Source organism: Streptomyces sp. ISL-43 (assembly GCF_018614195.1).
In the GTDB taxonomy this organism is placed as follows: Bacteria; Actinomycetota; Actinomycetes; order Streptomycetales; family Streptomycetaceae; genus Streptomyces.
Genome location: NZ_JAGGOT010000073.1, coordinates 45385 through 70256 on the forward strand (window position 1 = coordinate 45385; position 24872 = coordinate 70256).

Below are 24872 nucleotides of genomic sequence, written 5' to 3' on the forward strand. Positions count from 1 at the left end.
GGGTGGTCTATCCAGCGAGGGCGAGGTTGTGCATCCGTGCGATGCCGAGCATGGCGTGGTGGACGCCGTCGCCTTTGAGGCGGCAGTCGCGGAGGATCTTCCAGGTCTTCATGCGGGCGAAGACGTGCTCGACGCGGGCACGGACCTGCTTGTGGGACTTGTTGTGAGCCTGCTTCCAGCCGGACAACTCCTCGCCCTTGCGGCGCCGGTGGGGCATCACGAGCCCGGTGCCCGGATAGCCACCGTCGGCGATGGTCATCGTGGTGCCGACGGCGGCCTTCGCGCCCGACTCCTCCCACGCCTTGCAGTCGTTGCGGTTGCCGGGCAGGGGCCGGCCGACCACCACAACGAGGCGAGTGTCGGCGTCGATGACGACCTGGTGGTTGGTGGAATACCGGTAGTTCTTGGACCGCGCGGCGATCGTGTGGTCGCGGGTGGGCACGAGAGTCCCGTCCACGATGAGCACGGTGTCCTTGGCGAACCGCTCGCGGGGTTGGAGCGCGAGCATCGGCCCGAGGTGATCGATGATCCGGTCCGCCGCCGACTTGGACACCCCGAACAGCGGGGCCAGTTGGCGCATGGTCAGGTTCGTGCGCCAGTAGGCCGCGACCAGCAGCGCCCGGTCCTCCAGCGGAAGGCTCCACGGCCGGCCCCTGCGGACCGCATCCGCACCCTCGCGCCGCAGAACCGTCACCAGCTTCCCGAACTGGCGCGGGCTCAACCCGGTGAACGGGGCTATCCAAGACGGCTCCGACGCCGTGATCACACCAGCCACACCGGGATCATCGCACCGGGCCAGCCAGCCCCGTCCGCAAGCCGCCCCGCTTCAGCGAAACTCGTGGACCACCTGGATCTCGCCCACAATGTGAGCGTTGAACTCGTCCAGCTCCTCGGCCGGTACCCACAGCTCGAGGATCGTCCGCCCTCCGGCCTGCTGCACGGGATACCGGTGCAAAAACTCCGAATCGACCTCGAAGCGGGTCACGAAGCCGACACCGCTGTGCTTCACGTTCCAGTCCCTGGCGATCTTGATCGCGTAGTCCTCGTTGAGGACCGGGTAGAAGATCGGCTGCTCGGGCAGTCGGGGCGGCCAGGCACGCCAGTTCAGCTCCCGAACCAGATCCAGCTCCTTGGGGCCGGTGGGGCGCCACAGGGTCGTCGTTGCTTGCTGGCTGGTCATCTGCATCGCTCTCTGAACGTAGACCGCCGGTACGGCGGGTCGGGAGACTGGACGATACCGGCGCCGCGAACTCAGCAGCTACGCAGTTTCCACACCCTGGCCAGGTCCGTGAACAGCAGTTACGGGACAGCCCTTAGGCGTTGGGGGTTTTCCACTTCGCCCTTCATACGGAAACGGTCCCCAACCTGGCCCTTTGGTTGGGGACCGCCGTCGCGCCATCACGGGTCCGGCTGCTTCGGAAATTCAGCTGCGAGGCATCGGTAACGCAGAGGAACATCGGTCTTCTATGAACGAGATCCGAGTCGACGCCGTCTACCAGGCGTCTAGCGAGCGGACCATCGGCCGCATGTGCGACATCGAAACCGCGCTTGCTGCTGAGCCTCTGACGACAACGGTGGGCGCTTTTGATGTCGTGCTCGCATTCCCGAAGTTCGAAGGCCAACTCCCCGCCCCTGGGTACCCCGGCTGGTCGGGGGACGACAGTGCGCCGGTGGCGCTGAGCCCGACGTACTTCACTGCCCACACTGTGTTCTCGCTTGACCCCGGCCTTGATCAACCTGTCGTCCAGGCAGAGCTGAAGGCCGCCATAGCAGCCATCAGATTCGCTGCCGCACGCCTGTCTGACGCTCTACGAGTCGAACAGCCGAGCGTAGGCATGGTGGGCCATATCCCGCAGGTACTGTCACTCACGGTGACGGACGCCACCCGGGGTCTCAAGCTGGCGGTGCCTGAACCGCTCAATCCCGCATACCCCATGGTCGTGGGCCTACCCGCGCTCACCGTCGATGCGGCCATGAGCGCACTGCGCAACGGCGTCTCGCCGACACGAGCGCTGCTCGCGCAGGCGCGATACCTGACGCAGTCGACCAACAGCCCGCAGCCAGGGACCGCGATCCTGTTGGCCGCGGTGGCGGCCGAGACCTACGCCAAGGAGTCACTCAAGTCCGGCCGTCCTGCCGGCTCCATACCCAGCCTGCGGTCACTCCAAGAGAAACACGGCACTGCCTTGGATCTCTATGGCCCCATAGCGAAAGTGGTGATCGGTCGGTCCCTTGAGCATGACGATCCCACGCTTTGGTCGGACCTTGGAGCGCTCTTCAGCGCTCGAAACAAGATGGCTCATCGGCTGAAGACTCCGACACATCCCGATGCGAGCAAACTGGTCGTCGCCGCGATGCGGGCCATGGACTGGCTTGGCTGAGGGTGCTGATCCCAGGCGGATCAGCGCGTGGTGTCAGATGTTGTGGACCGCGAGGCAGAGGGGCAACCTCAAACCAGATGCGCTCGGCACCTTCGCCCGCGATGATCGATAGTTCCATCGCGCAGTTGGAGTGCTGATATGCCCAACCAGGAAGATGTTCTCTCCTACGCCCGCTCACTGGCCGAGACGCTGCAAGAAGGCTTGGTGTGGGTGCCTGGCCGGGAAGACCGAGGCTGGTGGAAGATATCTGACCACCAGCAGCTCCCCACCCTGATGGCGAACGCGTTCGCCGGCATGGAGTTCCTACGCCAGTACGCGGGGGCGGAGAGCTTCTGGACCTCCCGAGCTGCCGAGGTGTACCAGAGCAGGGGAGACAATCAATCCACTGAGTCCGGAGCTCGCGCAGTCGGTGATGTCCTGCTCACCTGGGTTCGACAGGTCGAAGCGGGCGTCGGCGAGATCGTGGGTGCCCGTGCTTGGTCGGAAGTAGGTTTGATCAGCACGGACATGATGGGGCAGGTACGGAGGCTGCTGGATGACAAGCAGACACACCCGGCTGCGGCCATCGTGCTGTGCGGGGCAGCGTTGGAGAGTGCGTTGCGGGCGCTGATCGAGGCCCGTGGACTGGAACTGACCGAGCGCCCTTCTCTCAGCGCTTACTCGCGGCTTCTCCGCAAGGAGGAGCTGATTACGAAGCAGGAAGCGAAGGACCTTGAGCAGGTCGGTGGACTTCGGAATACGGCGGCTCATGGTCAGTTCGATGAGCTGAGTCGAGAGCGCGCCGGCCTCATGGAGCAGCAGACCAACCTCTTGCTCAGCAGGATCTCCGAGCTCCAGCTGTAAACCTGCCGGAGGCTGCAGGTCGGGTCCCGGCCACGTGGTGGACCAGGTGTGGACCGTCTGCCGCTGCAGGAGGCCCTGGGAGAGGGGAACGGGCAGGTCAGGCATGCAGAGACGCTTCCCGCAGCACGCTCTTGAAAACCGTCGTGGAAGCGAGTTCAAATCCCCCACACCCACCGCAGACGAACGGCCCCTGACCAGTAACAACGGTCAGGGGCCGTTCTCATGAGGCTGTTCGCCAGCGATCGCTCTTCCCCGCTGGTTCCCGACCGAACGGTCCCGGGAGGGGCGCGGCCACGCTCTGATCCGTAGCTCTAGCCAGACCGGTCAGTGATGGCCATACCGGCCGCTAAGCGCCCCGGATGGTACGGAATTCGATCGGGCAGCTCCGATTCGGCTCCCGGCGGGTGCTCCGCCTTGCTCCGGGCCGTCTGCATCCGCCGTTACTCGTCCTCGTTGATTGCAGCCGAGGAGATCTCGGGTGGTTAGGCACGCGATCTCGTTGATGCCAGATGCGGACGCGCTTAATGCCTGCCATGTCGCAGACCGACCAGGACTGATACGGCCCCGACAGCGGCTGTGATCAGTCCTCCGACCGCTGAGATGAGCGCCGCAGTCTCGCCTCCTCCTGAACCTTGAGCTACCACAACTGTCACTGTCGGGGCAGGCGGTAGTGGCTGGGAGAGGTGACTGGCGGACTGTGTCGACGGGACGGGGCTGGCGGCCGGGCCTTCCGTGGCCTCTGGTTCTGTGAATGGGTCAGGGCCAGCGCTGATGGCCTGTGCTGGCTGTAGAAACACCTCGCCGCCCTTGTCTCTGCTGCCCAGGGTGATAAAGGTGACGGTGGCGAGAACCGCGACAGCGATAACCATCAGGGCAACGCCGACCCAGACGAGCCTGCGTCGTCTCGTCTTGTGGCTCCCCTGGCCTTGTCTCGGGACTGAGCTGCTTGCCTCGTCGTCAGTCACTCCATCAGCCTGCGGCAGGGCGGTGGAGCGTGCGAGTCCAGTGCTCCAGTCGGAGTACGAACAGGGCGGAGCAGTGAGCGTTCCGGATCCGAGGTGTAGGCGTGCGGCCGACGGGCCGCACCCGCCGCGCGTGCGCGGCGGGTGCCCTTGATGAGGTAGGGAAACGTGTGACCGACGGCTGTGGGTGGGGACGCTTAGTAGAGGGCCTTGGGCCGTCTGTGGGCCGTCCCGGGATGGCCAGCGATGTCCACCAACCACCAACAACCACCGCGACGGCCCTGACGCCGATGAGCGTCGGGGCCGCCGTTTCGGCTGCTAGACCCAGGTGTCCAGCCACATCCGGCCCCGCCAGGAGTCCATCGGGAGGCTCTGGCCCGTGTAGATGGGCCAGAAGTAGATGAAGTTCCAGACGATCAGCAGCACCAGGACGCCCGCCGCCACCGCGCCCAGGGCGCGGCGCCGTTCCGAGGAGCCGGCCGGGCCCAGCAGGGCGCCGATCATCATGGCCACCGCCAGGCAGACGTACGGGACGAAGACCACCGCGTAGAAGAAGAAGATGGTGCGCTCCTGGTAGTTGAACCAGGGCAGCAGGCCCGCGCCCAGCGCGCACGCGATCGCGCCCGCGCGCCAGTCGCGGCGGAAGAACCACCGCCACAGCACGTACAGCAGCGCGAAGCAGCCCGTCCACCACAGCAGCGGGGTACCGAGCGCCAGCACCTCGCGCGCGCACTTGGCGGTCTCGGTCGCCGGGCAGCCGTCGGTGCCGGGCGAGGGGGACTCGTAGAAGAAGGAGACGGGACGGCCCAGGACCAGCCAGCTCCACGGGTTCGACTCGTAGGTGTGGCCCGAGGTCAGGCCCACGTGGAACTTGTAGACCTCCGTCTCGTAGTGCCACATGCTCCGCAGCCACTCCGGAAGGAACGACCACGAGCTGTGCTGGTCGTTCTTGGCGGCCCAGTCGCGGAAGTAGCCGCCCTTGCCGTTGTCGGGGGAGAGGATCCAGCCGAGCCACGAGGTCACGTAGACCGCGATCGCCACCGGGACGGTCGACAGGAAGGCCGGCAGCGCGTCCCGGCGCAGCATCGCCGCGTACGGGGCTCCCGCGCCGGCGGTGCGGCGCGCGGCCGCGTCCCACAGCACGGTCAGGACCCCGAAGAAGGCCAGCACGATCAGGCCGTTCCACTTCGTGCCGAAGGCAAGGCCCAGGCACACCCCGGCCGTCAGCCGGTACGGGCGCCAGCCCAGGCCCAGCGTCTCCGCGATCAGCGCGTCCGGACGGGCCCGCCCGTCCTCGTCCACCGGGAGCGCCGCCGCGAGCCGGGCCCGCGCCTTGTCCCGGTCGATGACCAGCGATCCGAAGGCGCCCAGCACGAAGAACATCAGCACCAGGTCGAGCAGCGCGGTACGGCTCATCACCAGGTGCAGGCCGTCCACGGCCAGCAGGGTGCCCGCCAGACAGCCCAGGAACGTCGACCGGAACAGCCGCCGGCCGATCCGGCACAGCATCAGGACGGACAGGGTCCCCAGCAGCGCGGTCATGAACCGCCAGCCGAAGGGGTCGAAGCCGAACATCCACTCGCCCAGGCCGATCACCCACTTGCCGACCGGCGGGTGCACGACGTAGCCCGGGTCCAGCGGGAGGGTGACCCCGTCCGGGTTGGCGAGGATCGACTTGTCGATGTCCTTGGGCCAGCTCGCCTCGTAACCCTGGCGGATCGTGGCCCACGCGTCCTTCGCGTAGTACGTCTCGTCGAATATCACCGCCTTCGGGCTGCCCAGATGGGCGAACCGCAGCACCCCGGCGACCAGCGCCACCAGCAGCGGCCCGGCCCAGGCCAGCACCCGCTGCCAGGTTTCCGCCGCGGCGGCCGAGATCCCCAGCTGCCCCCACAGCTGCGCGGAGGGCCGCGCGTACGGGGGCACCAGGCGGGCGCGCACGTCCGACCGCCGCTTCGCCGGGGCGGGCGGCACGTAGCCGAACCCGCGCAGGCGGCCGAGCCAGGCCGACGGCTGGGCGGCGGATCCGGGGCCGGGGTCGGGCTCTGCCGAGGGGTCGGGCGGGGCCCCCGCGGGGCTGGGCGGCGGCGTCGCGGTACTGGTCACCGGGTCATCGTAGGGAACGAGGCTGTGCCAGACCCAGGGGGACGGGAGCGTTGGGGCGCGCCGGGTGGGACGGCTGAGAGGATGGGGCGGTGACCACTGACCAGCCCCGCTCCGCCGAAGCCCCCTCCCCGGCCCCCTCCGACGCGCATGCGGCAGGCGTCCTCGTACTCGCCGGGACGCCCATCGGCGACCTCGCGGACGCGCCGCCGCGCCTGGCGACCGAGCTGGAACGGGCCGACGTGATCGCCGCCGAGGACACCCGGCGGCTGCGCCGGCTGACCCAGGGGCTCGGCGTGTACACCACCGGGCGCGTCCTTTCCTACTTCGAGGGCAACGAGTCCGCTCGCACCCCCGAACTGGTCGAGGCCCTGCAGGCCGGCAAGCGTGTCCTGCTGGTGACCGACGCCGGCATGCCCTCGGTCTCGGACCCCGGGTACCGGCTGGTCGCCGCCGCCGTGGAGAAGGACATCAAGGTCACGGCCGTGCCCGGCCCCTCCGCCGTCCTCACCGCGCTCGCCCTCTCCGGGCTGCCGGTCGACCGCTTCTGCTTCGAGGGCTTCCTGCCGCGCAAGGCCGGCGAGCGCCTCGGCAAGCTCCGCGAAGTCGAGGGCGAGCGTCGCACCCTCGTCTACTTCGAGGCCCCGCACCGGCTCGACGACACCTTGGCCGCGATGGCCGAGGTCTTCGGCGCCGGCCGGCGCGCGGCCGTCTGCCGCGAACTGACCAAGACCTACGAGGAGGTCAAGCGCGGCGGGCTCGGCGAGCTGGCCGCCTGGGCCGCCGAGGGCGTGCGCGGCGAGATCACCGTGGTCGTCGAGGGCGCCCCGGCGGCGGCCCCCGGCGACGTGGACGCCGAGGAGCTCGTGAACCGGGTGCGGGTGCGCGAGGAGGCGGGGGAGCGGCGCAAGGAAGCCATCGCGGCGGTCGCCCTGGAGGCCGGGGTACCCAAGCGCGAGGTCTTCGATGCGGTCGTGGCGGCAAAGAATGCGGCACAAAAGGTGCCGTAAGTCGGTAAAGAGCTAACCTGAAAAGCAAAGCTCAGACCGCGCACCGGGCGCTTTGGGCATGACTCGCCCAAAGACCGTCCAACACTAGACAGGGCCTGATGCGCTCCCGCCCGAAGAGGCGTCCACTGGCAATGGCACCAGTGGAACAAGAGGAGCTGGCATGAGTGAGTTCGCTGACCCCCAGGTACCGGCCGCAGGACCCGTCGCCGCACCCGCCGCACCGACCGTCGCCGCACCCGCCGCACCGACCGTCGCCGCACCCGCCGCACCGACCGTCGCCGCACCCGCCGCACCGGCCGTCGCCGTGCCGACCGTGCACGAGGCGTACTCCTTCGCGTGCATGAAGTGCGGATACGGGTGGGAGCAGGGCTACGAGATCGAGCACCACGTCGACGGCCGGGGCCAGCCGTTCATCGTCTACACGGTGGACGGCGAGCGGGTCCCCTCTCCGCTGTCCAACCCGACCTGCCTGAACTGCGGCGGGCACGTGGTGCGGATCATGCGGGAGGGCCAGGTCAACTCGGTCGTGGGCATGCTCGACAAGCTGTACCACCACCGCGCCGCCCCCGGGATCGCCGGACCGGTCCCGGCCGGGTACACCCCGCGGCCCCCGAAGCCGCGCAAGGCCGTGGTCCTGCACGACGCCCCCGGGCCGGTCGCGGTGCCGCGCCCCGGGCTGCTGGACCGCCTGCTGGGGCTCTTCCGCAGGTCGGGCTCGTAGCTGCCCGGTCACTCGCAGGGGCCCGGTCATAAGATCGGCCGTATGAGCCGTAGTAGTACGTCGAACGACGCGCCGCCCCCGCTGCCCGAACCGCTCCGGGTGGCGGTCGCCGACTCCCACACCCACCTGGACATGCAGTCCGGCACCGTCGAAGAGGGCCTGGCCAAGGCCGCCTCCGTCGGTGTGAGCACCGTCGTCCAGGTCGGCTGCGACGTGAAGGGCTCCCGCTGGGCCGCCGAGACCGCCGCCGCGTACGAGAACGTCCACGCGGCCGTGGCCCTGCACCCCAACGAAGCCCCCCGCATCGTGCACGGGGACCCCGACGGCTGGTCGAGGCAGGGCGCCCGCACGGGCGGCGGCGAGGCCGCGCTCGACGACGCGCTCGCCGAGATCGAGGCCCTCGCCGCGCTCGCCCACGTCAAGGCGGTCGGCGAGACCGGTCTCGACTTCTTCCGCACCGGCCCGGAGGGCATGGCCGCGCAGGAGCGCTCCTTCCGCGCCCACATCGAGATCGCCAAGCGCCAGGGCAAGGCCCTCGTCATCCACGACCGGGAGGCCCACGCGGACGTCCTGCGCGTCCTGCGCGAGGAGGGCGCACCCGAGCGGACCGTCTTCCACTGCTACTCCGGTGACGCCGAGATGGCCCTGGAGTGCGCCGCCGCCGGGTACTACATGTCCTTCGCCGGAACCGTGACCTTCAAGAACGCCCAGCCGCTGCGCGACGCGCTGACGGCGGCCCCGCTGGAGCTGGTCCTCGTGGAGACGGACGCCCCGTACCTGACCCCGGCCCCGTACCGCGGACGGCCCAACGCCCCCTACCTCATCCCGCTGACGGTACGGGCGATGGCCGCCGTCCGCGGCATCGACGAGGACGCGATGGCGACGGCGCTGGCGGCGAACACGGCCCGCGCCTTCGACTACTGACCGGCCCCGCCACCCCGCCCCTTTTTCCTCGCCCGCCGCTTCACCCGTTCGCCACGGTCCGTAACCATCCGACTTTGTCGCGTGACGGACGCTCCGCTAGGGTGCCGTGCCCGAAGCAGCCGGACGGACCACTGGAGCGAGCGTCGTGAGCGATATGGCCTGGCCTGCCGGTGGACGCGACCCCTGGCCCGGGGACCCGGACCCGGAGCCCCGCGACCCCTGGGTCCCGGATCCCCACCCTGCCCCCGCCCCGGCCTACGGCGCCGGAGGCGGTGGCGTCGTCGGCTGGGCGGACGCGATGGCCGCCCGGAGCGGCCCGGAGCGGCAGCCGGAGCCCGGGGTGCCCTCCCCGCGGACCGGCGGGAGCCCGCCGTCCGGGCCCGGACGCCTGGCCACCGCCCCGGCGCCGGAGCCCCCGGCCACCGGCCGTCGCCGGCGCGCCGAGCCGGCCCCGCCGCCCGACCCGGCGGAACCGGCCCCGCCCGCGGCCACCGGCCTCACCCCGGCCGGGCCGGGGCGCCGGCGGGCCCCCGGGGAGACCCACGCCGCAGCCCCGGCCCTCGGGATGGACCAGGCCCTCGCCGGCGAACTGCCCGAACCCGCCGGGCCCGGCCGGCGCCGAGGCGGCGTACAGGCGGCCGCAGAGGCTCCGGCTCCCCCCGGGACCGGGCGCCGCAGGGGCGGCCTCGACACCGTGCCCGCACCGGCCGGGCCCGCCACCGGCCCCCGCACCCGGCGGCGCCGCAGCGGCGCCCCCGCACCCCGCGACAGCTGGCGGCGGATCGTGCCGCAGGCCCTGGTCGTCGCCTTCCTCGCGGGCGGCACCACCGCCTTCGTCGCCGCCGACAAGGCCGTACGCCTCACCGTCGACGGAGTCCCGCAGACCCTGCACACGTTCGCCGACGACGTCGACGCGCTGCTCGTCGCCGAAGGCCTCGGCGTCGGCCCCCACGACCTCGTCGCCCCCGCCAGGGGAGAGGCCCTCGACGACGGCGACGAGATCGTCGTCCGCTACGGCCGCCCGCTGCGCCTGACCCTCGACGGAGAGCGCCGCGACGTGTGGACCACCGCCCGCACCGTGGAAGGCGCACTGCGCCAGTTCGGCATCCGCGCCGAGGGCGCCTACCTCTCCGCCTCCCGCACCGCCCCCGTCCCGCGCACCGGGCTGGCCCTCGCCGTCCGCACCGAACGCAGCATCACCTTCATGGCCGACGGCCGCGAGAGGGCCATCCGCACCAACGCCGCCACCATCCAAGAGGCCCTCGACCAGGCCGGCATCACCCTCCACGGCCAGGACACCACCTCCGTGGCCCCCGGCGCCTTCCCGCGCGACGGCCAGACCGTCACCGTGCTCCGCATCACCGGCACCCGGGAGATCCGCGACGAGCGCATCCCGTACGAGACCGAGAAGGTCAAGGACGCCACCCTCTTCGCGGGCACCGAGGTCGTCGAACGCTCCGGCCGGCCCGGGGCCCGCAGGGTCACGTACAGCCTGCGCACCGTCAACGGCGTCAAGCAGAAGCCCCGCCGGATCGCCGAGGAGACCGTCCGCGAGCCCGTCACCCAGCTCGTCAAGGTGGGCACCAAGCCGCTGCCGACCTCCGTCGCGGGCGCTGACGGCCTCGACTGGTCGGCGCTGGCCCGCTGCGAGTCCGGCGGCCGGCCCTCGGCCACCGACCCCTCGGGCACGTACGGGGGGCTCTACCAGTTCGACGTACGGACCTGGCATTCCCTCGGCGGCGGCGGCCGCCCGCAGGACGCACCGGGCCAGGAACAGACGTACCGCGCCAAGAAGCTCTACGTGCAGCGGGGGGCGAGTCCGTGGCCGCACTGCGGCCGTACCCTTTATCGGTGAGCACAGCAGAGCAGCAGCCCGAGTCCGAGCGGCCCGAGACCTCGTCCGAGGCCTCGACGGAGGTCACTCCCGCGCCCGAGGTCACTCCCGCGCCCGAAACCTCTTCCCTCCTCGGCGCGGCCGACATCCGGGAGCTGGCCGCCGTACTCGGCGTACGGCCGACGAAGCAGAAGGGCCAGAACTTCGTCATCGACGCCAACACGGTGCGCCGCATCGTGCGCACCGCCGCGGTCCGCCCGGACGACGTGGTCGTCGAGGTCGGTCCCGGCCTGGGCTCGCTGACGCTCGCGCTGCTGGAGTCCGCCGACCGGGTCGTCGCCGTCGAGATCGACGACATCCTCGCCGCCGCGCTGCCCGCCACCATCGAGGCGCGGATGCCCGAGCGCAAGCACCGCTTCGCGCTGGTCCACTCCGACGCCATGCTCGTGAAGGAGCTGCCCGGCCCGCCGCCGACCGCGCTCGTCGCGAACCTGCCGTACAACGTGGCCGTGCCGGTGCTGCTGACCATGCTCGACCGCTTCCCCAGCATCGAGCGGACCCTCGTCATGGTGCAGGCGGAGGTCGCCGACCGGCTCGCCGCCAAGCCCGGCAACAAGGTGTACGGAGTCCCCTCGGTCAAGGCCAACTGGTACGCGGACGTCAAGCGGGCCGGCTCCATCGGCCGCAACGTCTTCTGGCCCGCGCCGAACGTCGACTCCGGACTCGTCTCGCTGGTCCGCCGCGCGGAACCGGTCAAGACCACCGCGTCCAAGTCCGAGGTCTTCGCCGTCGTCGACGCCGCCTTCGCCCAGCGCCGCAAGACGCTGCGCGCGGCGCTGTCCGGCTGGGCCGGATCGGCGGCGGGCGCGGAGGCCGCGCTCGTCGCGGCCGGGGTCTCCCCGCAGGCCCGCGGCGAGTCCCTCACCGTCGAGGAGTTCGCGGCGATCGCCGAGCACAAGCCGGCGGCGCAGAGGCCCGCGCTGTGAGCGTGACGGTACGGGTCCCCGCGAAGGTCAACGTCCGGCTGGCGGTAGGCGCGGCGCGGCCGGACGGCTTCCACGACCTGGCGAACGTCTTCCTGGCCGTGTCGCTGTACGACGAGGTCACGGCGACGCCCTGCGACTCGCTCAAGGTCACCTGCACGGGCCCCGACGCGGACAAGGTCCCCCTGGACCGCACCAACCTCGCCGCCCGGGCCGCGGAGATCCTCGCCGCCCGCAACGGCCTGACCCCCTCCGTGCACCTGCACATCGAGAAGAACATCCCGGTGGCGGGCGGCATGGCGGGCGGCAGCGCCGACGGCGCGGCGGCCCTCCTCGCCTGTGACGCGCTGTGGGGCCTGGACACCCCGCGGGAGGACCTCCTCGCCATCTGCGCGGAGCTGGGCAGCGACGTGCCGTTCAGTCTGGTCGGCGGGGCGGCGCTCGGCACCGGCCGCGGGGAGATCCTGACCCCGGTGGCCGCCGGCTCCTTCCGCTGGGTGTTCGCGGTCGCCGACGGCGGGCTCTCCACCCCGGCGGTGTTCCGCGAGTTCGACCGACTCACCGAGGACACGCACGTCCCCGCCCCGCAGGCCTCCCCGGCGCTGCTGGCGGCCCTGGCCTCGGGCGACCCGGACGCCCTGGCCGCCACCCTGGCCAATGACCTCCAGCCCGCCGCCCTGTCGCTGCGCCCGCGGCTGGCCGACACCCTCGCCGCGGGCATGGACGCCGGAGCCCTGGCCGCCCTGGTCTCCGGCTCGGGCCCGACGACGGCCTTCCTGGTCCGCGACTCGGAGTCGGCGGCGAAGGTGGCGGCAGCCCTCGAAGCCTCGTCCACCTGCCGCAGCACCCACACGGCGACGAGCCCGGCCCCCGGCGCGACCCGTCTTTGACCGGGCCCGAACCCAGCCCCGCCAGGGGCACCTCCCAGCGGTAGCCGGGGGAGATCGAGGCGTGGGGTCGGGGGGCGGAGCCCCAAGGGTCCGGGCCGGCCGGGGAGCGGTGGAAGGGCGGGGAGGGGCAGGCCCCGCGCAGCGGTACTCAGGCGGGGCTGAGTAGCCGCGCCCTGTTCGGGCCAAGGCTCGCGCGGGAGCGTAAGGGCATGGGAGCCAGCGCAAGCGAAATCGCCGCCGCCACACCACCCGCGCGGGACCGCTACGTCGACCTGCTCAGGGTCGTCTCGCTCGGGACCGTCATCGCCGGGCACTGGCTGATGGCCGCCGTCAGCGGCGACGGCATAGGCAATCTGCTCGCGATCGTGCCGCCGCTCCAAGTGCTCACCTGGGCGCTGCAGGTTATGCCGGTGTTCTTCTTCGTCGGCGGGTTCTCCCACGCGCTCTCCTACCGTTCCCTCGCCCGCAAGACCGACGGCCCCGTCTACGCCGTCTTCCTGCGGGCCCGGCTCCAGCGGCTGCTGCGGCCCACCCTCGTCTTCGTCGCCGTCTGGACCGCCGGCGCGCTCGCCGCGCAGCTGCTCGGTGCGGGCGGCGGCAGGCTCTCGGGGGCCGCGTTCAGACTGGTGACGCAGCCGCTGTGGTTCATCGGGATCTACCTCGCGATGGTCGCCTTCACCCCGCCGCTGCTGAGGCTCCACGAGAGGTACGGGTGGGCCGCCTTCGGGGCGCTGGCCGGCGCCGCGGCCGCCGTCGACCTGCTGCGCTTCGCGGGCGGCGTCCCCTACGCGGAATTCCTGAACTTCGCCTTCGTCTGGCTCGCCGTCCACCAGCTCGGCTTCCTGCGCGCCGACGGGCGGATCCGCCGCCCCGGCGCCCTGGCCGCCGCCGGGCTGGCCGGGGCGATCGCGCTGGTCGCGTACGGGCCGTACCCCCTCTCCATGGTCGGGATGCCCGGCGAGAAGGTCTCCAACATGGCCCCGCCCACCCTCGCGCTGCTCGCGCACGGGATCTGGCTCGTGGGGGCCGTCGAACTGCTCAGGGTCCCCGCCGCCGCCCTGCTGGCCCGGCCCCGCGTCTGGCACGGCGTGGTCGCCGCCAACGGGGTCGCCATGACGGCCTTCCTGTGGCACCTCACCGCCATGCTCGCCGTCTACGCCGCCCAGCTCGCCCTGGGCATCGCCCTGCCCGAGCCCGCCGCAGCGGCCTGGTGGGCGCAGGCGCCCGTCAGGTTCCTCGCCGCCGCCGCGCTGACCTGCGTACTCGTCGGGGCCTTCCGGCGCTTCGAAGCACCCGGCGTGGCCGGCGCCCCGCGGCCGGTCTCCGTCCCCGTCCCCGCAGGCGGCTCCGGCCCCCGCGCCGCCGCCGGCATCACGCTCTGCCTGTTCGGCGTCCTCGGCCTGTCCGTCACCGGCCTCGGCGGGCTCCTGGACGGGCACAGCGCCACCCTGATCGCGCTGCCGGTCACCGCGCCCGCCGCGATCGCCATGGCGATCGGCGGGTGGCTCCTGGTGGAACGGTCCGGCACTTCTCGGAGGGTTAGGCTGAGGGGCTGATCCACACCCCTTCCCTGGAGCGCTCCTGATGGCCGTCAACCTGGTCAATGTCGAGGCAGTCAGCAAGGTGTACGGCACCCGTACCCTGCTCGACGGCATCTCCCTCGGCGTATCCGAGGGGGACCGGATCGGTGTCGTCGGCCGCAACGGCGACGGCAAGACCACCCTCATCCGCATGCTCGCGAAACTGGAGGAACCCGACACCGGCCGGGTCACCCAGAACAGCGGCCTGCGCATGGGCGTGCTCACCCAGCACGACTCCCTGGACCCCGAGGCCACCGTCCGGCACGAGATCATCGGGGACATGGCCGACCACGAGTGGGCCGGCAACGCCAAGATCCGCGACGTCCTGACCGGGCTCTTCGGCGGCCTCGACCTGCCCGGCTTCGGCCAGGGCCTCGACACCGTCATCGGCCCGCTCTCCGGCGGCGAGCGCCGGCGCATCGCGCTCGCCCAGCTGCTCATCGCGGACCAGGACCTCCTCGTACTCGACGAGCCCACCAACCACCTCGACGTCGAGGGCATCTCCTGGCTGGCCAAGCACCTCCAGGAGCGCCGCTCCGCGCTCGTCTGCGTCACGCACGACCGGTGGTTCCTCGACCAGGTCTGCACCCGCATGTGGGACGTCCAGCGCGGTGACGTCCACGAGTACGAGGGCGGCTACAGCGACTACGTCTTCTCCCGCGCCGAGCGCGACCGCATCGCCGCGACGGAGGAGTCCAAGCGGCAGAACCTGATGCGCAAGGAGCTCGCCTGGCTGCGCCGCGGCGCCCCGGCCCGGACCTCCAAGCCGCGCTACCGCATCGAGGCCGCCAACGAGCTGATCGCCGACGTGCCGCCGCCGCGCGACAAGTCCGAGCTGATGAAGTTCGCCAACGCCCGCCTCGGCAAGACCGTGTTCGACCTGGAGGACGTCACCGTCCAGGCCGGTCCCAAGACCCTCCTCAAGCACCTCACCTGGCACCTGGGCCCCGGCGACCGCGTCGGTCTCGTCGGCGTCAACGGCGCCGGCAAGACCTCCCTGCTGCGCGCCCTCGGCGAGGCCGCCCGCACCCAGGGCGAGGTCCAGCCGGCCGCCGGCACCGTGACCGTGGGCAAGACCGTCCGGCTGGCCTACCTCTCTCAGGAAGTCGGCGAACTCGACCCGTCCCTGCGGGTCCTGGAGGCCGTCCAGCGCGTACGCGACCGCGTGGACCTCGGCAAGGGCCGCGAGATGACGGCGGGCCAGCTCTGCGAGCAGTTCGGCTTCACCAAGGAGAAGCAGTGGACGCCCGTCGGCGACCTCTCCGGTGGTGAGCGGCGCCGGCTGCAGATCCTGCGCCTGCTGATGGACGAGCCCAACGTCCTCTTCCTCGACGAGCCCACCAACGACCTCGACATCGAGACCCTGACCCAGCTGGAGGACCTCCTCGACGGCTGGCCCGGCTCGATGATCGTGATCTCGCACGACCGGTTCTTCATCGAGCGCACCACCGACACGGTGATGGCGCTGCTCGGCGACGCGAGCCTGCGGATGCTGCCGCGCGGCCTGGACGAGTACCTGGAGCGCCGCCAGAGGATGATCGAGGCGGCCTCCCCGGCGCCGGCCGTGGCCGCCGCCGGCAAGTCCTCGGCCTCCGGGGACGCGCGCGCCGCCAAGAAGGAGCTGCAGAAGATCGAGCGGCAGCTCAACAAGATGTCGGACCGCGAGAGCAATCTGCACGCCCAGGTCGCCGAGAACTCCACCGACTTCGACAAGGTCGCCAAGCTCGACGCCGAGCTGCGGGAACTCATCTCGGACCGGGACGAGTTGGAGATGCGCTGGCTGGAGCTCGCCGAGGAGGCGTAAGTTCCGCGGGTGCTCGCGCCAACTGGCCGGATAACGGCGGTATCACGGGCCGGTCCTCCCTTGGGAACAGGGGGCGGACCGGCCCGGCGCGCGGCGTCCCGTCAGTGATAGAAAGGGCATCCTCCGACCACCCGACGCCGAAGGTATGCGCTGATGACCGAGCCGCCCCAGCCGCCGAACCAGCCGCCGACACCTTCCGGTTACGGGCACCTGCCCGGGCCGCCGCAGCCGCCCGGCTACGGCTACCCGCCGCAAGGCGAGAACCCGTACGCCCAGCAGCCGCAGCAGCCGCAGCAGCCCCACGCGCCCCAGCCGCAGCAGCCGCAGCCGCAGCCGCAGCCGCCCCACGCGCAGCAGCCGCTGGGGCAGGGGCCGTACGGCCGGCAGCCGCCCGGTGGCTACGGCTTCCCGCCGCCCCCGAACATGCCGCCCGGCGCCCCCGGCATGCCGCCGGTACCGCCCTCCCGGCCGAACCGGAAGCCGGCCGTGCTCATCGCGGCCGCCGTCGCCGGCGTGCTCCTCCTGGGCACCGGCGGCTACTTCGCCTTCGTCAAGGACGAGGGCAAGGGCACCGACCAGCCCGTCGCGCAGGACTCCACGCCGCCCGCCGACGACAAGGCCTCGCCCTCCGCCTCCGTGGACAAGGGCGACGGCAGCGGCAATGGCGGCGGCGACCAGGAAGACCTCAACGCCGGCCGCAAGCAGGGCGAGGACAAGGTCCTCTGGTTCAAGACCAGCAAGATCGACGGCCCCGGCGGCGGTGTCGACACCAAGGGCCAGTGGATCGTCGGCGACACCGTCGTCAAGACCCTCTGGAAGACCGTCACCGGCTACGGGATCGCGGACGGCAAGGAGAAGTGGACGCTTACCCTCCCCACCGTCATCTGCGGGCTCACCCACCAGAGCACGGACGGCAAGACCGTCGTCATGTACAAGGACGGCGAGTCCGACAGCGCCAACTGCAACCAGATGCGGATGATCGACCTCAAGGCCGGCAAGGAGGGGTGGTCGCACGAGGTCCCGAAGGAGGGCCTCTTCGACATCTTCACCTCCCCGGAGCTCGCGATCACCGGGGACGCCGTCGTCGTCAACCGGTTGGGCACGAGCAGCGCCTTCAAGGTCAGCACCGGGGACAAGCTCTTCGACAACAAGCGCAGCGAGGGCTGCCAGCCCGGTGACTTCGTCGCCCTCAACGGCAAGATGATCTCCATCGGGGCCTGCCAGGACGCGGACCGCACCGTCCAGGTCATGGACGCCGACCCGGCCACCGGCAAGAACACCTGGATCTACAAGCTCCCCAAGGGCTTCCAGGTCAAGAACGTCTACTCGCTGGACCCGATCGTCCTCGACCTCGGCAACACCGAGAAGAAGGAGCGCGCCATCGTGGTCCTGGGACCCGACGGCAAGCAGCGCGCCACCATCGCCGGCGAGGGCAGCTTCCCCGTCGGGTGCGGCGGCTCCTTCGACCGGTCCTTGCAGGGCTGCGGCTCCTCGCGGGTCGACGCCAACACCCTCTACCTGCCCACCAGGCCCGAGTCGGGCAAGGCCAACGAGATCGTCGCCTTCGACCTGGGCACCGGCAAGGAGAAGTGGCGCACCCCGGCCGGCGAGGGCCGCACCCTCACCCCGCTCAAGGCGGCGGGCGGCCAGGTGGTCGTCTACCGCGAGGCGGAGTCCGGCAAGGGCGGCGAGGTCCTCACGATCCCGGCCGCCGGCGGCACGCCCACCGCGGTCCTGCGCAACCCCTCCGGCCCCGCGTCCGAGGTGGAGAGCGCCTTCTTCTCCCCGATCGTCGACTACGCGGACGGCCGGCTCTTCGTCTCGGCGTCCCACCTGCTCGCGCAGAACAAGAACGAGAAGTTTCTGATGGTCTTCGGCAAGTGAGCGCTCCCCCTGAAGGCCGCGTTTCCCACGCAAGGAGATCCAGATGAGTACCCCGCCCCCCAGCCAGCCGCCGTCCGGCGGTTTCGGCGCGCCGCAGGACCCGCCGTCGGGCGGGTTCGGCGGACCCCCGCCGATGCCGCCCGCGCCGCCCGCGCCGCCCGCGCCGCCCGCGATGCCGTCGAAGCCCCCGCAGCCGCCGGCCCAGCCGCCGACGGCCCCCGCCGCGCCGGCCGCCGCCCCCGCCGGGCAGCCGACCGCCCCTGCCGGGCAGCCCGCGTACGGGTATCCGCAGGAGGCCTACGGCTACCCGCAGCAGCAGCCCGTCACCACGCCCATGTACGCGGCCCAGGGCCAGACGCCGGCCGGCACCGGTACCGGTTCCGGCGGCAATGACGTGCGCACCCAGCTGATGATCGTCGGCGCGGCCCTCCTGGCCATCGTCCTCATCGTCGGCGGAGGCTTCTGGTACGTCTCCGGCGACGAGGAGGGCGGCGACCAGCAGCCCGTCGCCGACGGCAGCGCGAGCCCGGGCGGCGGCGACAAGGGCCAGCCCGGCGGCGGCGGCTCCGAGAAGGTGCCCGCCAAGACCAAGGCGAAGACGCTCGTCAACGTCCCGATGCCGGTCTCGGACGAGATCGTCGACATCCACGGGTCCTGGCTCACCGACACCACGTACGTGAAGTCGGACATGGGCAAGGTCGTCGGCTACAGCCTGACCGACGGCGCCAAGAAGTGGGAGACCCCGCTCAACGCGAACGTCTGCGCCGCCAGCCGCCACGCCTCCGACAACAAGACCGCGATCCTCTTCGACGCGGCCCTGCCGACGGCCGAGAAGAAGTACCAGCCGTGCAACCAGGTCGGCGTCATCGACCTGATCTCCGGCAAGCTCCTGTGGTCCGCCACCGCCAAGTCCCAGACCGGCGGCGACAAGCCCGTCACTTTCGGCGAGGTCACCGTCAGCGGCCAGACCGTAGCCGCTGGCGGCACGGGCGGCGGCGCCGCCTGGAACCTCACCGACGGCAAGCCCCTGTGGGCGCCCAAGACCGACGCGGAGAACTGCGAGGACCTCGGCTACGCCGGCGGCCCGGCCCTCGCCGTGATCCGCCGGTGTGGCCAGAGCTCGGGCTACACCCTGTACGCCCAGGCCCTCGACCCGGTCACGGGCGCGCAGAAGTCCTCGTACAAGCTCTCCCCGGGTCTCGAATTCGCGCAGATCGTCTCCACCAAGCCGCTGATCGTCGCGGCGAACGTCAACCGCACCGCCAAGAACGCCACGGGCGTCAGCGACCTCTTCGTCCTCGACGACGCGGGCCAGCTCAAGTCCCGCATCGGGCTCACCTCGGGCAACTACGATCCCGAGTGCGGGGCCACCGAGGTCGAGGACTGCACCCACATGGTCGTCGGCAACGGCAAGCTCTACCTGCCGACCGAGGAGCACCAGGGCACGGCCGAAGTCGGGCGCACCAACGAGCTCCTCTCCTTCGACCTGGAGACCGGAAAGCTGACCGCCGACCGCGCCGACGCCGGCGAGCGCTTCAAGATCTACCCGATGCGCATGGACGGGTCGAACCTCATCGCCTACAAGGTTCCGCCCCACGACGGCGGTGGCCAGGTCGTCTCCATCGACGGCAAGACGATGAAGGAAACAGTGCTCATGCAGAACCCGGCGACCAAGGAATCGCAGCGCGCCGAGACCCAGTACGTGCCGGACTCCGCCGAGTACCGCTACGGCAACGGGAAGCTCTTCATCGCCCGCACGTCCGTGAGCAGCAAGTCCTCCGTCGCCACCGACCCGGACTACTCCTTCGTCTCCTTCACGACGGGCTGACCCGGCGACGCAACCGCCCAGAAGCCCCCGAAGCCCCCGCAAGGTCCGTCCTTCCGGGGGCTTCTGCGCGGTATCCGCACCGCACCGTCGAACAAGCGTGTAGCTTGCCGGGGCAGAAGGATGGGGGGTGGGTTGCGATGGGCGTACGGGTCGTGGTGGTCGACGAGCACCGGCTGCTTGCCGAGGCGCTCGCCTCGGCCCTGAAGCTGCGCGGTCACCGGGTCCTGGCGGCCGCCGCCCCGGCCGCGGGCGCCGCCGAGCTGGTCATCAGCCGCGCCCCCGAGGTCTGCCTGCTGGGCACCGCCACGCCCGCCGAACCGGGGGTCTTCGAGCCGGTCGTCCGGATCAAGCGCGAGCGCCCGCAGATAGCCGTGGTCGTCCTGGGACCGGTGCCGAGCCCGCGCGGCATCGCGGCCGCCTTCGCCGCCGGAGCCTCGGGCTACGTACGCCACGACGAGCGCATCGAGGGCGTGGAGCGGGCGCTGTCCAAGGCCCGCGCCGGGGAAGTCGCCATCGCCCCACAGCTGTTGCAGAGCGCCTTCGCGGAACTGCTCAACCCCGCGGCCCAGCCCGACGACGAGGGCAGCCGGCTGCTGCGGCTGCTCACCCCGCGCGAGGTGGAGGTGCTGGTCCGCGTCGCCGAGGGCGAGGACACCCGGCTCATCGCCGCGGGCATGGCCATCGCGCCGAGCACCGCGCGCACGCACGTACAGCGGGTGTTGATGAAGCTCGGCGTGGGCTCGCGGCTGGAGGCGGCCGCGCTGGCGGCCCGTACCGGGCTGCTGGAGCGGGCCGGTCTGCCGCCGTCCGGGGCCGCTTCGTCCTGATCCGCGGCCCCGGATTTCCCCGGAGAAGCCCGATCCGGTAAGCCGGTCACCAGCACGCGACGCATCGCGCGTGCGTTCTCGCGCGAGAGGCAGTAGGCCCGTGAGCAAGACGGCATCTTCCAAATATCTGGTCACCGGCGGCGCCGGATACGTGGGCAGCGTGGTCGCGGCCCATCTCCTGGAAGCGGGCCACGAGGTGGTGGTCCTCGACGACCTCTCCACCGGCTTCCGCTCCGGGGTGCCGTCCGGCGCCGCGTTCATCGAAGGCCGCATCCAGGACGCCGCCGAGCACCTGGACCCCTCCTACGACGGGGTCTTGCACTTCGCGGCCTCCTCGCAGGTCGGCGAGTCGGTCGCGAACCCCGGCAAGTACTGGGAGAACAACGTCGGCGGCACCATGGCCCTGCTGGCCGCGATGCGCGGGGCGGGCGTGCGCAGGCTGGTGTTCTCCTCCACCGCCGCCACCTACGGGGAGCCGGCCGGCGGGCCGCTGACCGAGACCTCGGTCACCGCGCCGACCAACCCGTACGGGGCCACGAAGCTGGCCGTAGACCACATGATCGCGGGGGAGTGCGCGGCGCACGGCCTCGCGGCGGTCTCGCTGCGCTACTTCAACGTGGCGGGCGCCTACGGGGAGTTCGGCGAGCGGCACGACCCCGAGACGCACCTGATCCCGCTGGTGCTGCAAGTGGCGCTCGGCGAGCGGGAGTCGATCTCCGTCTTCGGAGAGGACTATCCGACCGCGGACGGCACCTGCGTGCGGGACTACATCCACGTCGCCGACCTGGCGCGGGCCCACCTGGCCGCGCTGGAGGCCGCGGCCGAGGGGGAGCACCTGGTGTGCAACCTCGGCAACGGCAACGGCTTCTCGGTCCGCGAGGTCATCGAGACCGTCCGCAAGGTCACCGGGGAGGAGATCCCCGAGGTCGTCGCCCCGCGCCGGGCCGGCGACCCGGCGGTGCTCGTCGCCTCCGCCCGCACGGCCCACGAGCGCCTCGGCTGGACCCCGCTGCGCTCCGACCTCACGGGGATCGTGCAGGACGCCTGGAACTTCACCCGCGCCCTCCGCGCCGGGACCATCTGAAGCATCCGGATCAGCTGAAGCGGCTTGACCGGCTGGAGCGGTCGTCCCGGACGATCCGCCGGACCCGTACGGAGCCGCGTGCGCCCCCGCCCCCAACGGAGCGGGGGCGCGCACGCGTTCGGGGTGCGCCGTGGCCGGGCGCTGTGCGCGGGCACCCGGCGTGCACACGCCGAGTGAAATACACCTCGTGCAACTGCCCGCGGCACACGCGGGTCCGGAATATGTCCTCAGGGCTTGCGGTGGGGGTGATTTCAAGCCACAGAAGAAGCCGCACACGAGCGCCTCGCCGGAAAATCGCTCGGAAAACTTCTGCTATTCGGCCAACCGCGAGCCGCCCCCGGGCCTACGCTGATGCGTGACACCGGTGGGGGCCGGTGTTGATTCAGGGGTCGAGACAAGTCGGATACGACGTCCGGTCCGGGGTAGTGCAGAGATGTCACGGCGGCGGCCGGGGTGCCTGCGGATCACCCGGTCCGGGCGCCGTACCCGCCGTCGTCCGTTCCCCGACCCTTGGGGGTTTTGTGGTCCGTATCCGGGTACTCGTGGTCGACGATCACCGCATCTTCGCCGAATCTCTCGCCGCCGCGCTCGCGGCCGAACCGGACGTGGACGTGTCCGCGGCCGGCAGCGGCCCGGCCGCGCTGCGCTGCCTCGAACGCGCGGCGGCCGAGGGCCGCCGCTTCGACGTGCTGTTGGTCGACGCCGACCTCGCCGCCGTCGCCGGAGCCGTCCCCGCCCAGCGGGAGCCCGGGTCCGGGCCGCCACCGGGCACTGACGGGATCGCACTGGTGGCGGGCGTACGGGTGTCCCACCCCGGGGTCCGTACGGTCGTCCTCGCCGAGCGCGACGATCCGCGCCGGGCAGCCCTCGCGCTCCAGGCGGGGGCCTCCGGGTGGGTGGCGAAGGACTGCTCCCTCTCGCGGCTGCTGGCCGTCGTGCGCGGAGTCCTGCGCGAGGAGACCCACCTTCCGCCGGCGCTGCTCACCGGAGTGCTCCGTGAACTGACCGCCGCGCGCAAGCACCGTACGGACAGCGAAAGGCTCGTGGAGTCCCTCACGCCCCGCGAGCACGAGGTGCTGCGCTGCATGGTGGCGGGGCTGGGCCGCAAGGACGTGGCCGCGCGGCTGTTCCTCTCCCCGCACACCGTCCGCACCCACATGCAGAACGTGCTGGGCAAGCTCGGGGTGCACTCCACGCTCGCGGCGGTAGCCCTGGCCCGGCGGGCCGGGGTGCGCCCCGCGGACCTGCCCGGACTGCCAGGGCCGGGACTAGCCGGGGAGGTTGTCGAACGGAGCGGTCAACTGGCGTAGCAGCCCCGCGAGATCACCGCGCTGGGTACGCGAGAGCTGGGCCAGGATCGCCCGTTCCTGGGCCAGCAGCCCGGCGAGCGCCTGGTCGGCCCGGTCGCGGCCCTCGGGAGTCAGGCGGACCAGGACCCCGCGCCGGTCGTTGGGGTCCGGCAGCCGCTCGACGAGGCCCTTCTTGGCGAGCCGGTCGATGCGGTTGGTCATGGTCCCGGAGGTGACCAGAGTCTGCGTCAGCAACTGTCCGGGGGAGAGCTGGTAGGGCGCGCCGGCACGCCGGAGGGAGGTCAGGACGTCGAACTCCCACGGCTCCAGGCCGTGCTCGGAGAAGGCCAGCCTGCGGGCACGGTCGAGGTGGCGCGCGAGCCTGCTGACGCGGCTGAGCACCTCGAGTGGTTCCACGTCGAGGTCAGGGCGTTCCCGCCGCCATGCCGCAACCAGTCGGTCGACCTCGTCCTCCATGCGGATCAGTGTAAAGGGTCTGTCGACGTGAAGTCTCTTCAAATCGAGTATCTCGACATCATGTATCTTGACATCGAGATATATTTTGGTCGACGATGGGGCATGGAGGGGGCCGGAGCAGCTTCCGCTTCTGATCGCACCGCCCGCAAGGAGGCTCGAACATGCATTCCGATACCGCGTCGGCGAGGACCCCGGCGTCGACGACGGCAGGCGCCACCCCCACCGCGCCCACCGCCCCCACATGGGACCCGCAGCAGTACCTCCGGCACGCCGGCCACCGAGCCCGGCCCTTCCTCGACCTCCTCGGCCGCATAGCCGAACTCCCCACCAGTCCCGCCCGCATCGCCGACCTCGGCTGCGGCCCCGGCAACGTCACCGCCCTCCTCACCGAGCGCTGGCCCGAAGCCCGCATCACCGGATACGACCTTTCCCCGGAGATGCTCCACCGCGCGAGCACCGAGCACGCCGGCCCCACCCCGGGCGGCGGCTTCCTCGACTTCCACCGTGCCGACCTCGCCGACTGGCTCCCCGAGGAGCCCTACGACCTGATCGTCTCCAACGCCGCCTTCCAGTGGGTCCCCGGCCATGCGGGCTCCTTCGCCGCCTGGATCAACGGACTGCGCCCCGGCGGCACCTTCGCCTTCCAGATCCCCGGGAACTTCGGCGCACCCAGCCACCGGATCCTCGCCGACCTGTGCGACAGCCCGCGCTGGCGGGGCAGGCTCGCCGGACACGGGGCGCGCTACATCCACATCCTCGAACCCGACGGCTACCTCGAGCGGTTCACCGAGCTCGGCTGCGCCGCCGACGTCTGGGAGACCACCTACCACCAGCTGCTCGAAGGCCCCGACCCGGTCCTGGACTGGGTCAAGGGCACCGCGCTGCGGCCCGTCCTCACCGCGCTCGGCGACGACCACGAAGCCGAGTCCGCCTTCATCACCGAATACCGCACCCTGCTGCGCGAGGTCTACCCGCCTGGGCCGCGCGGCACCGCCTTCCCCTTCCGCCGCATCTTCGCCGTCGCACGCAAGGAGGCCTGACCGTGCTCGCAGCGGTCGACCACGTCCAGCTCGCCGCGCCGCCCGGCTCGGAGGACCGGCTCCGCGCCTACTACACCGGCGTCCTCGGCATGACCGAGATCCCCAAGCCGCCGGTGCTCGCGGCGCGCGGCGGCTGCTGGTTCGCCGCCGGACCCGTACAGCTCCACCTCGGCGTGGAGGAGGACTTCCGCCCCGCCCGCAAGGCACACCCGGGTCTCAGGGTCACCGCCATCGAGGCCTACGCGAAAAGACTGGAGGAGCGGGGCGCCGAGGTCGTCTGGGACGACAACCTGCCGGGGCACCGCCGCTTCTACTCCGAGGACCCCGTCGGCAACAGGATCGAATTCTTGGAGCGGTACGGCTCGGAGCGGCACGGCCCGGAGCCCGTGGGCTGACCGGCGGCGTACA

Annotated in this window: 21 protein-coding genes; 17 read left to right on the forward strand and 4 right to left on the reverse strand. The window is 71.5% G+C overall.

Features of this window, described 5'->3' with window-relative positions:
- Positions 1–7: 7 nt before the first annotated feature.
- Positions 8–775: a transposase gene (locus J7F03_RS35005; RefSeq protein WP_214956726.1), complete on the reverse strand. Its 768-nt coding sequence runs from the start codon at positions 773–775 to the stop codon at positions 8–10.
- A gap of 51 nt (positions 776–826) precedes the next feature.
- On the reverse strand, positions 827–1186 hold the full coding sequence (locus tag J7F03_RS35010; protein ID WP_214956728.1) for a hypothetical protein: 360 nt from the start codon (positions 1184–1186) through the stop codon (positions 827–829).
- Between the two features lie 280 nt (positions 1187–1466).
- Between J7F03_RS35010 and J7F03_RS35015 the strand changes: the two genes are divergently transcribed.
- Positions 1467–2381 carry a hypothetical protein gene (locus tag J7F03_RS35015; RefSeq protein ID WP_214956730.1) on the forward strand — a complete coding sequence of 305 codons (915 nt, stop codon included), beginning with the start codon at positions 1467–1469 and terminating at the stop codon, positions 2379–2381.
- A gap of 138 nt (positions 2382–2519) precedes the next feature.
- Positions 2520–3224 (forward strand): DUF4145 domain-containing protein, encoded by a 705-nt coding sequence (locus J7F03_RS35020; protein ID WP_214956732.1) that lies wholly within the window; start codon positions 2520–2522, stop codon positions 3222–3224.
- A 1280-nt stretch (positions 3225–4504) separates the two neighbouring features.
- Here the strand turns inward: J7F03_RS35020 and J7F03_RS35025 are convergent.
- The gene (locus J7F03_RS35025) at positions 4505–6292 is read right to left on the reverse strand and encodes a phospholipid carrier-dependent glycosyltransferase (RefSeq protein ID WP_214956734.1); all 1788 of its coding nucleotides are present in this window, start codon (positions 6290–6292) and stop codon (positions 4505–4507) included.
- Between the two features lie 89 nt (positions 6293–6381).
- On the opposite strand from J7F03_RS35025, the gene rsmI reads away from it, so the two are divergent.
- The 13 genes from rsmI to J7F03_RS35090 all read left to right on the forward strand — a co-directional run bounded on the left by rsmI (position 6382) and on the right by J7F03_RS35090 (position 22968).
- A complete protein-coding gene (gene rsmI, locus J7F03_RS35030) occupies positions 6382–7299 on the forward strand; it encodes a 16S rRNA (cytidine(1402)-2'-O)-methyltransferase (protein ID WP_214956736.1) in 918 nt (305 codons plus the stop codon).
- A gap of 340 nt (positions 7300–7639) precedes the next feature.
- Positions 7640–8020, forward strand: a complete 381-nt coding sequence (locus J7F03_RS35035; RefSeq protein WP_214956779.1) for a hypothetical protein — start codon at positions 7640–7642, stop codon at positions 8018–8020.
- A 42-nt stretch (positions 8021–8062) separates the two neighbouring features.
- On the forward strand, positions 8063–8944 hold the full coding sequence (locus tag J7F03_RS35040; RefSeq protein WP_214956738.1) for a TatD family hydrolase: 882 nt from the start codon (positions 8063–8065) through the stop codon (positions 8942–8944).
- A 565-nt stretch (positions 8945–9509) separates the two neighbouring features.
- Positions 9510–10799 (forward strand): resuscitation-promoting factor, encoded by a 1290-nt coding sequence (locus J7F03_RS35045; RefSeq protein ID WP_214956781.1) that lies wholly within the window; start codon positions 9510–9512, stop codon positions 10797–10799.
- Positions 10800–10924: 125 nt separating this feature from the next.
- Positions 10925–11764 carry a 16S rRNA (adenine(1518)-N(6)/adenine(1519)-N(6))-dimethyltransferase RsmA gene (gene rsmA / locus J7F03_RS35050; RefSeq protein ID WP_214956783.1) on the forward strand — a complete coding sequence of 280 codons (840 nt, stop codon included), beginning with the start codon at positions 10925–10927 and terminating at the stop codon, positions 11762–11764.
- Positions 11761–12651: a 4-(cytidine 5'-diphospho)-2-C-methyl-D-erythritol kinase gene (locus J7F03_RS35055; protein WP_214956740.1), complete on the forward strand. Its 891-nt coding sequence runs from the start codon at positions 11761–11763 to the stop codon at positions 12649–12651. The genes rsmA and J7F03_RS35055 overlap by 4 nt, the downstream gene beginning before the upstream one ends.
- A gap of 209 nt (positions 12652–12860) precedes the next feature.
- Complete coding sequence (locus J7F03_RS35060) at positions 12861–14207, forward strand: acyltransferase (protein WP_214956742.1); 1347 nt, start codon at positions 12861–12863, stop codon at positions 14205–14207.
- 28 nt (positions 14208–14235) lie between these two features.
- Complete coding sequence (locus J7F03_RS35065) at positions 14236–16035, forward strand: ABC-F family ATP-binding cassette domain-containing protein (protein ID WP_214956744.1); 1800 nt, start codon at positions 14236–14238, stop codon at positions 16033–16035.
- A gap of 153 nt (positions 16036–16188) precedes the next feature.
- Positions 16189–17919, forward strand: a complete 1731-nt coding sequence (locus tag J7F03_RS35070) for a PQQ-binding-like beta-propeller repeat protein (protein ID WP_214956745.1) — start codon at positions 16189–16191, stop codon at positions 17917–17919.
- A gap of 43 nt (positions 17920–17962) precedes the next feature.
- Positions 17963–19747 (forward strand): PQQ-binding-like beta-propeller repeat protein, encoded by a 1785-nt coding sequence (locus tag J7F03_RS35075; protein WP_214956746.1) that lies wholly within the window; start codon positions 17963–17965, stop codon positions 19745–19747.
- A gap of 137 nt (positions 19748–19884) precedes the next feature.
- Complete coding sequence (locus tag J7F03_RS35080; protein WP_214956747.1) at positions 19885–20574, forward strand: LuxR C-terminal-related transcriptional regulator; 690 nt, start codon at positions 19885–19887, stop codon at positions 20572–20574.
- A gap of 100 nt (positions 20575–20674) precedes the next feature.
- Complete coding sequence (gene galE, locus J7F03_RS35085) at positions 20675–21658, forward strand: UDP-glucose 4-epimerase GalE (protein ID WP_214956748.1); 984 nt, start codon at positions 20675–20677, stop codon at positions 21656–21658.
- A 521-nt stretch (positions 21659–22179) separates the two neighbouring features.
- The gene (locus tag J7F03_RS35090; RefSeq protein WP_214956749.1) at positions 22180–22968 is read left to right on the forward strand and encodes a response regulator transcription factor; all 789 of its coding nucleotides are present in this window, start codon (positions 22180–22182) and stop codon (positions 22966–22968) included.
- On the opposite strand, the gene J7F03_RS42165 is transcribed toward J7F03_RS35090, so the two are convergent.
- Positions 22927–23424, reverse strand: coding sequence for a MarR family winged helix-turn-helix transcriptional regulator (locus J7F03_RS42165; RefSeq protein WP_214956750.1), 498 nt, complete (start codon positions 23422–23424; stop codon positions 22927–22929). The two genes, J7F03_RS35090 and J7F03_RS42165, sit on opposite strands and share 42 nt — an antisense overlap.
- A 161-nt stretch (positions 23425–23585) precedes the next feature.
- Between J7F03_RS42165 and J7F03_RS35100 the strand changes: the two genes are divergently transcribed.
- Both J7F03_RS35100 and J7F03_RS35105 read left to right on the forward strand, forming a co-directional pair.
- A complete protein-coding gene (locus J7F03_RS35100; protein ID WP_214956752.1) occupies positions 23586–24464 on the forward strand; it encodes a trans-aconitate 2-methyltransferase in 879 nt (292 codons plus the stop codon).
- Positions 24465–24466: 2 nt separating this feature from the next.
- Positions 24467–24859, forward strand: a complete 393-nt coding sequence (locus J7F03_RS35105) for a VOC family protein (RefSeq protein WP_214956754.1) — start codon at positions 24467–24469, stop codon at positions 24857–24859.
- The last annotated feature ends 13 nt before the right edge of the window (positions 24860–24872 follow it).